This is a genomic window from Streptomyces sp. NPDC006365 (genome assembly GCF_042870755.1).
Classification (GTDB): Bacteria; Actinomycetota; Actinomycetes; order Streptomycetales; family Streptomycetaceae; genus Streptomyces; species Streptomyces xiangluensis.
This window is the reverse complement of sequence record NZ_JBIAHS010000001.1, coordinates 1,111,247-1,118,948: the sequence shown is the minus strand read 5'-3', so window position 1 is coordinate 1,118,948 and position 7,702 is coordinate 1,111,247. Positions and strand designations below refer to the sequence as shown.

Annotated in this window: 8 protein-coding genes; 6 read left to right on the top strand and 2 right to left on the bottom strand. The window is 69.3% G+C overall.

What is annotated here, in order from left to right; genetic code table 11:
• From ACFYO0_RS05195 to ACFYO0_RS05180, 4 genes are all read left to right on the top strand, one after another.
• A partial coding sequence (locus ACFYO0_RS05195) for an alpha-glucosidase C-terminal domain-containing protein (RefSeq protein WP_344393978.1) occupies positions 1–137 on the top strand: 137 nt, incomplete at its 5' end.
• A gap of 41 nt (positions 138–178) precedes the next feature.
• Positions 179–1,579: a maltokinase gene (locus tag ACFYO0_RS05190; protein ID WP_388670761.1), complete on the top strand. Its 1,401-nt coding sequence runs from the start codon at positions 179–181 to the stop codon at positions 1,577–1,579.
• A gap of 46 nt (positions 1,580–1,625) precedes the next feature.
• Positions 1,626–3,782, top strand: a complete 2,157-nt coding sequence (glgB, locus tag ACFYO0_RS05185; protein WP_388670896.1) for a 1,4-alpha-glucan branching enzyme — start codon at positions 1,626–1,628, stop codon at positions 3,780–3,782.
• Positions 3,783–3,921: 139 nt separating this feature from the next.
• Positions 3,922–4,221, top strand: coding sequence for a flavin reductase family protein (locus tag ACFYO0_RS05180; RefSeq protein WP_388670893.1), 300 nt, complete (start codon positions 3,922–3,924; stop codon positions 4,219–4,221).
• Positions 4,222–4,386: 165 nt separating this feature from the next.
• On the opposite strand, the gene ACFYO0_RS05175 is transcribed toward ACFYO0_RS05180, so the two are convergent.
• On the bottom strand, positions 4,387–4,992 hold the full coding sequence (locus ACFYO0_RS05175) for a TetR/AcrR family transcriptional regulator (protein ID WP_388670758.1): 606 nt from the start codon (positions 4,990–4,992) through the stop codon (positions 4,387–4,389).
• Positions 4,993–5,094: 102 nt separating this feature from the next.
• Here ACFYO0_RS05175 and ACFYO0_RS05170 point away from each other — a divergent pair, with 102 nt between their 5' ends.
• Positions 5,095–6,081, top strand: a complete 987-nt coding sequence (locus ACFYO0_RS05170; RefSeq protein ID WP_388670755.1) for a DMT family transporter — start codon at positions 5,095–5,097, stop codon at positions 6,079–6,081.
• On the opposite strand, the gene ACFYO0_RS05165 is transcribed toward ACFYO0_RS05170, so the two are convergent.
• A complete protein-coding gene (locus tag ACFYO0_RS05165) occupies positions 5,981–6,598 on the bottom strand; it encodes a LysE/ArgO family amino acid transporter (RefSeq protein ID WP_388670752.1) in 618 nt (205 codons plus the stop codon). The two genes, ACFYO0_RS05170 and ACFYO0_RS05165, sit on opposite strands and share 101 nt — an antisense overlap.
• A 69-nt stretch (positions 6,599–6,667) precedes the next feature.
• Between ACFYO0_RS05165 and ACFYO0_RS05160 the strand changes: the two genes are divergently transcribed.
• On the top strand, positions 6,668–7,579 hold the full coding sequence (locus ACFYO0_RS05160) for a LysR family transcriptional regulator ArgP (protein ID WP_388670749.1): 912 nt from the start codon (positions 6,668–6,670) through the stop codon (positions 7,577–7,579).
• The last annotated feature ends 123 nt before the right edge of the window (positions 7,580–7,702 follow it).

The window sequence follows — 7,702 nt, the reverse complement described above, 5'->3', positions numbered from 1 at the left end:
ACCCCGTCGAACTCATCGGCGGCGTCCGCTTCCCCGCCATCGGCGACCTGCCCTACCTCCTCACCCTCGCGGGCCACGGCTTCTACTGGTTCCGCCTACGTCGGGCGGTCCCCACCAGTGCCAGCTGGCGATCTTGATCGTGTGCCTCACCTCGTGTGCCTCGAAAGGACGCGCCTCCATGCCCAGGACCGCACCGCTCCTACCGGACAGCCTCGGCTCGGCCGCACTGCTGACCTCGGTCGCGGGGTTGCTGCGGGCCTGGCTGCCACGGCAGCGGTGGTTCGCGGGCAAAGGGCGGCCCGTCACGGATCTGACACTGCAGTCGGTGACTGAACTGCATCCAGGGTTCCTGCATCTGCTGGTGCACGCGCAGCACGGCGGCGGAGCGCCCCCGTCCGGCGACTGCTACCAACTGCTGCTCGGTGTACGGGAGGTCCTGCCGCCCCGGCTGGTCCACGCCTTCATCGGCCGGGCGAATGAGGGCCCGCTGGCCGGCCTGCTGGTGTACGACGCCTTTCGGGACCCCTGGTCCACCGGACTGTTGCTGGAGCGGCTGCGTCATCCGGGCACGGTCGGCCCGCTGCGCTTCGAGCGCGACGCCCAGGTGACGGTGCCCGCCGGGCTCGCTCCCCGGCTCCTCGACGCCGAGCAGTCCAACTCCTCGGTCGTATACGGGGATTCGTACATTCTGAAGGTCTTCCGGCGAGTCCAGTCCGGCATCAATCCGGATCTGGAGGTGCCGTGGGCGCTGGTCCACCATGGCTGCACTCGCGTCCCTCCCCCCGTGGCATGGTTTCGGACCTCGCGGCCGCAGGAGGCGACGCTCGGCGTGCTCCAGCCGTTCCTGCCCGAGGCCACGGACGGCTGGACTCTGGCGCTCCAATCCCTCACCTCGGGGAGGGATTTCACCGAGGAGGCGTACGAACTGGGGTGCGCCACCGCCGAGGTGCATCTGGCGCTGGCCGCCGCCTTCCCCTCCGAGACCCCAAGTCGGCGCCAGAACAGGCAACTTGCGGCCGCGATGACCGAACGTCTGACCGCCACGAGCCAGTCTGTGCCTGAACTCCTGCCGTACGCACCCGGGTTGCGGGCCGCCTTCGACGCGCTCGCCGAGCTCGACGCGACCCATGCTGCGCAGCGCATTCACGGCGATTTCCACCTCGGCCAGGTGCTGCGGGCCGGGCGACGGTGGTTCGTGATCGACTTCGAGGGCGAGCCGGCCCGCCCGCTCGCGGAACGCCGTCGCCGCCAGTCCCCCGTACGCGATGTGGCGGGCATGCTGCGCTCCTTCGACTACGCCGCCCGCAGCCGCCGTCCGTGGCGACCGGCGTGGGCGCGGCGCTGCCGGGAGGCCTACTGCGCCGGGTATGCCGCGGAGGCGGGGTGGGATCCGCGGGAGGAACCCGGGTTGCTGCGCGGATACGAGACGGACCGGGCCGTGTACGAGGTGCTGTACGAGGCCCGGCACCGCCCCGACTGGCTGCCCGTGCCGCTGGCCGCGATCGCCCGTCTCGCCGAACCCGACCGAACGCCCTCCGGCGGTGGTCCGTCGGCCCCTTCGTTCTCCCACAACGCCTGAGGAGGCTGACACCGTGGCAGCTTGCGAGATCCCCGCAGATGCGGATATGGACCCGGCCGACCGGGAGCGGCTGCTGGCGGGCGCCCATCATGATCCTCATGCGTTGCTCGGGGCGCATCCGGTGCCGGGTGGCGTGGTCTTTCGGGCGCTGCGTCCGTTCGCCGATGCCGTGGCCGTCTCGGCGAACGGGCGGCGTGTGGAGCTGGAGGCCACGGGCGACGGTCTGTTCTCGACTGTGCTGCCGCTCGACTCGATCCCCGAGTACACGCTGCTGGTGACGTACGGGGACGACGAGTTCGAGTTTGAGGATCCCTACCGGTTCCTGCCCTCCCTCGGCGAGTTCGATCTGTATCTCTTCAGCGAGGGACGGCACGAGCAGTTGTGGAAGGCGCTCGGTGCGGAGCCGATGGAGCACCAAGGTGTGACCGGCACCCGCTTCACGGTCTGGGCGCCCAACGCGCGCGGGGTGCGGCTGCTGGGAGACTTCAACTACTGGGACGGCACCGCTTTTCCGATGCGGTCGCTGGGCTCCTCCGGGGTGTGGGAGCTGTTCGTCCCGGGGCTCGGCGAGGGCGCCCGGTACAAGTTCGAGATCACGCGGCCCGACGGTTCCAGGACCCAGCGGGCCGATCCGATGGCCCGTGGCGCGGAACTGCCGCCCGCGACGGCGTCGGTGGTCCATGTGTCGCGCCACGAGTGGCGGGATGCCGAGTGGATGGCTCGGCGGGGACAGCGACCTGTGCACCTTTCGCCGTTCTCGGTGTACGAGGTCCATCTGCCGTCCTGGCGCCCCGGGCTGACGTACCGCCGGCTCGCCGAACAACTCCCCACCTACGTCTCCGACCTGGGCTTCACCCACGTCGAGCTGATGCCGGTCGCCGAGCATCCCTTCGGCGGCTCCTGGGGCTACCAGGTCACCGGCTTCTACGCACCCACCGCCCGCCTCGGCACCCCCGACGACTTCAAGCACCTCGTCGACGCCCTCCACCAGGCCGGCATCGGCGTGATCATGGACTGGGTGCCCGCCCACTTCCCGCGCGACGACTGGGCACTGGCCGAATTCGACGGCCGCCCGCTGTACGAGCACGAGGACCCGCTCCGCGCCGCACACCCCGACTGGGGCACCCTGGAATTCGACTACGGCCGCCGCGAGGTACGCAACTTCCTGGTCGCCAACGCCGTGTACTGGTGCGAGGAGTTCCACATCGACGGGCTGCGGGTCGATGCCGTGGCATCGATGCTGTACCTCGACTACTCACGCGAACACGGCCAGTGGACGCCCAACGTCCACGGCGGACGCGAGAACCTCGACGCCGTCGCCTTCCTCCAGGAGATGAACGCCACGGTGTACCGGCGTGTGCCGGGCGTCGTCACGATCGCCGAGGAGTCCACGGCCTGGGACGGAGTCACGAGGCCCACGTGCGACGGCGGCCTCGGCTTCGGGCTGAAGTGGAACATGGGCTGGATGCACGACTCGTTGGTCTATGTGTCGAAGGACCCTGTGCACCGGAAGTACCACCACAACGAGATGACGTTCTCGATGGTGTACGCCTACAGCGAGAACTACGTGCTGCCCATCTCGCACGACGAAGTCGTCCACGGCAAGCAGGCGTTGGTGTCGAAGATGCCGGGTGACTGGTGGCAGCGACGCGCCAACCACCGCGCGTATCTGGGCTTCATGTGGGCGCATCCCGGTAAGCAACTCCTCTTCATGGGGCAGGAGTTCGCGCAGGGCGGGGAATGGTCGGAAGGTCACGGACCGGACTGGTGGCTGCTGGACCCTGCGTACGACGCGGAGCCGGACCATCGCGGCGTACGGGACCTCGTCCGCGATCTCAACGGCCTGTACGCCGCGACTCCCGCCCTCTGGGAGCAGGACACCGTCCCGGCGGGGTTTTCCTGGGTCGTGGGGGACGCGGCGGACGACAACGTCTTCGCGTTCCTGCGCTTCGACGCCGCGGGCTCACCGCTGCTGGCGGTGTCCAACTTCTCGCCGGTGGTCCGGCACGAGTACCGGCTCTTCGTCCCGGCCGACATCCCTGCCTGGGGCGAGATCCTGAATACGGACTCCGCCTGTTACGGCGGCAGCGACGTCACCAACCCTGACCCCGTCAAGACCGAGGCCCTCGGCGACGGCGGACGGTCGGGGAGCATCCGGCTGACCTTGCCACCGCTGTCGACGGTGTGGTTGCGGCCGGCATAGCCGGCCGAGGCCGCCGAGGAGATCGGCAAGGTCATGGCTGAGGTGGGCGGTCTGGCCCTGGAGCTCCAACTCCGCGGACCTGCCCGGATCCTGCGACTCGCCGTACCGCTGGCGGAACCTGAGCAGCTTCTGATCGTTTCTGTCGAATCCCGGTCGCCTGGGGCTGAGTGTGCTGGCCGGCGAGCACCGTTCGGTGGCGCGTTCGCTCGCGTCGAAGAACGGTCACCGGTTCGAGACCGTCGACTGGGTCGCCACCGACACTGGGGCGGTTTTCGTGCACGGCGCCACGCTGTGGCTGGAGTGCCCCATCTATGAGGTCGTCGTGGCAGGCGATCACGCGATCGTGCTCCTGAAGATCGAGGCGCTCGACATGTACCCCGATGTCCCCCCGATGGTCTTCCACCGCAGCAGTTTCCACGAGCTCGCATCGAGCGCATGAGGCGGGGCCGCGGATTCGAACTCTGAATTGCGCTGGGGTGGAGGTTGAGGACGGAGCTGCCGTCCTCAACCCCACCCGCCCAGGCACTCCCAGCCCGCCCGGCGCTTGAGGACGAAGGCGCCAGGCCGGTCAGCGGGGTCCAGGGGCGGAGCTCCGGCCGCGGGCTCAGGGTCGCGGCGACGGGTCGGCGGTTCCCGGCAGCAGCGCTCGGGCCTCCTCGCGGGCATGCTCCAGCGCCCCGGGAAAGATGCGCAGACCGTGTGCCACAAGGGCACCCTCGTGAAGCAGCATCAGCGTGCGGGCCAGGGAGTCGGACGGGGCCGGGGCGAGGGGGCGTACGAGGTCGGTGAACAGGGTGAGCATCCACGCCTTCTGGCCGGTGATGACCGCGTACGCGGGATGCGCCGGATCATCGATCTCCGCATGTGCGTTGACCATGCTGCAGCCTCGGGAACCGTTGGCCTCCATCCAGTCACGTGAGGCATCGAAGACGGCCAGGACCCGGCCCTCCGCTGTGGGGGCCGAGTCCAGGCGGGGGGCGAGGAAGGCTCGCCAGCGCTCGTCGCGGTCGGCCAGGTATTCGACGACGATCTGCTCCTTGGAGCCGAAACGGTCGTACAGCGTCTTCTTCGTGACGCCGGCCTCGGCCGCGATGAGGTCGACACCCACGGCATGGATGCCGCGCTCGTAGAACAGCCGCCCGGCCGCTGCAAGCGCGCGGCGGGCGCCGGGGGTCAGTGGTACGCGTCGGGGGGTGTTCGCGGTCGCCATTCCTCCAGACTATACCGGTCTGTATACTCGAACCCCTAGGTATACAGACCGGTATACCTACGCCGGTGGCAGCCACTCACCACCCCTGGAGGTGTTCGCGCCGTGAACGTCCTGCTCTCGATCGCGTTCGTCGTCGCCTGGAGTTCCGGTTTCATCGGGGCCAAGCTCGGGGCGGGGAGCGCGTCGGCAGTCACGCTCCTGATGTGGCGCTTTCTTCCGCTGGCCCTCGTCCTGGGCGTCGTGGCCTTGATGGTGGCGCGGGCGTCCTTGCGGGAGCTGACGCCACGCGATCTCGTGCGACAGGTCGCCGTCGGGGCGCTGTCGCAGAGCGGCTACCTCCTCACCGTCTACTACGCCATCGAACTGGGGGTCTCCAGCGGCACGACGGCCTTGATCGACGGCACACAGCCTCTGGTGGCCGGAGCGCTGGCCGGGCCCCTGCTGGGGCTGCCGGTTTCCCGTACGCAGTGGCTCGGGCTGGGCCTTGGCGTGACCGGCGTCGTCATCGTCACCATGGCCGACGCCGGGGCCGGGACGGGCGCTGCCTGGTGGGCGTATCTCGTGCCGTTCGCCGGCATGCTCTGTCTGGTGGCCGCGACATTCCTGGACCGCCGGTCGCGCACGGAGGTCCGCCCGGTGGTGGCGATGACGGTCCACGCCGTCACAAGTGCCGTTGTCTTCACAGCACTTGCCGCGGGGACGGGAGGCGCGGTGCCGCCCTCGAGCACCTCCTTCTGGAGCGCCGTGGTCTGGCTCGTGGCCCTTTCCACGTTCGGCGGGTACGGGCTGTACTGGCTGATCCTGCGGCGGTCCGGGGTGACCAAGGTGAATACCCTCATGTTCCTGATGGCGCCGGTGACGGCCGTGTGGGGTGCGCTGATGTTCGGCGAGCCGTTCGGGGTACCGACGGCGGTGGGGCTGGCACTCGGCCTGCTGGCAGTGGCCGTTGTGCATCGCGGCGACCAACAGGACCCGGGTACGCGCAGGTTCACGCCCCGGCGAGCAGCATGGCACCGAGGGCGATCATCGTCGCGGCGATCAGACCGTCCAGTACGCGCCATGCCGACGGCCGGGCCAGGAAGCCGCTGAGCAGCCGGGCTCCGAACCCGAGCGCGACGAACCAGCACAGGCTGGCGAGTACCGCGCCGAGGCCGAAGGTCCAGCGGAGCGGGCCGCGGTCGGCGGCGACGGAGCCCAGCAGGAACACGGTGTCGAGGTAGACGTGCGGGTTGAGCCAGGTCATCGCCAGGCAGGTGAGTACGGCCCGCCGCCGCGAGCCGGCCGAACCGGCTTCCACCCGCAGGGCTGAGGCAGAGGGTCGGAAGACCCTACGGGCGGCGAGGCAGCCGTAGCCGAGCAGGAAGACGCCACCGATCAGCGCGATCACGGTGAGCGCCGACGGCCAGGCCACCACCACGGCTCCGACCCCGGCGACACCCAAGGCGATGAGGGTCGCGTCGGACAGGGCGCAGATGGCCACCACCGCGAACAGCGCCTCCCGGCGGATGCCCTGGCGCAGCACGAAGGCGTTCTGCGCGCCGATGGCGACGATGAGTGAGAGGCCGGTGCCGAATCCGGCGGCCGCGGCGGTCAGGGCGTTGGTCACGGCGTCGACGCTAGGAAGCCGGAGAGCAGGAGTACAGCTAAAGATTCTTACGTATCATTAGCGTTCGTGATGACGGAACTTCCCCTGGACCAGGTCCGCACACTGCTCGCCGTGGTGGACGAGGGCACGTTCGACGCCGCGGCCACCGTTCTGCATGTGACGCCGTCGGCGGTCAGCCAGCGCGTCAAGGCGCTGGAACAGCGCACGGGACGCGTCCTGTTGCTCCGTACGAAACCGGTGCGGCCCACCGAGTCCGGCGAGGTGGTCGTCCGCTTCGCACGCCAACTGGCCCGGCTGGAACGGGACGCCCACACCGAACTCGGCATGACCGGCTCCGAGGAACCGACACGTCTGTCGATCGCCGTGAACTCCGACTCACTGGCGACCTGGTTCCTGCCGGCGCTCACGCGCGTGCCGGAGGAACTGCGGCTCTGTTACGAGCTGCGCCGCGAGGACCAGGACCACACGGCCGCGCTGCTGCGCGAGGGGCTGGTGATGGCGGCGGTGACCTCGTCACCGGACCCGGTGGCCGGGTGTTCCGTCCGCAGCCTGGGCCGTATGAGCTATGTCCCGGCGGCGAGCCCCGGCTTCGCGGCGCGTTGGCTCGGCGACGGGCTGGGCCCGTCGTTGCGGGACGCCCTCGCCGACGCGCCCGTGGTGAGCTTCGACCGGCGCGACGACCTCCAGGACGGATTCGTACGAAGGCTCCGGCGTGGCCGGGACGGCGCGAGTTCCATGCGCCACTTCGTGCCGACCTCGGAGGGCTTCGTCGAGGCCGTCGCCGCCGGCATGGGCTGGGGCATGGTGCCCGTGGTTCAGGCCACGCCCCTGCTGGACGCGCGTCGACTTGTCAATCTGGCGCCGGACCGGAAGATCGACATTCCCTTGTTCTGGCAGCAGTGGAAACTCGACTTTCCGGCACTCGCGACCGTCGCGGAGATCGTCGCCGTGGCAGCCTCCGAGGTTCTCGACACGGCATGACGCAACTGTCCGGACAAATCACCCCCCGCGAGGAATCGACTGGAAATCCGCGAAAAGAACGACGGCTCAGTGAAGAAGTGCGTGAATTGTCAAGGCCGAGGTAATTCTCTTTTCTGGATCCTC

Coding starts and splice junctions, on each gene's coding strand:
- ACFYO0_RS05190 (WP_388670761.1), top strand. CDS start 179: ATGCCCAGGACCGCACCGCTCCTACCGGACAGCCTCGGCTCGGCCGCA.
- glgB (WP_388670896.1), top strand. CDS start 1,626: ATGGACCCGGCCGACCGGGAGCGGCTGCTGGCGGGCGCCCATCATGAT.
- ACFYO0_RS05175 (WP_388670758.1), bottom strand. CDS start 4,992: ATGGCGACCGCGAACACCCCCCGACGCGTACCACTGACCCCCGGCGCC.
- ACFYO0_RS05160 (WP_388670749.1), top strand. CDS start 6,668: ATGACGGAACTTCCCCTGGACCAGGTCCGCACACTGCTCGCCGTGGTG.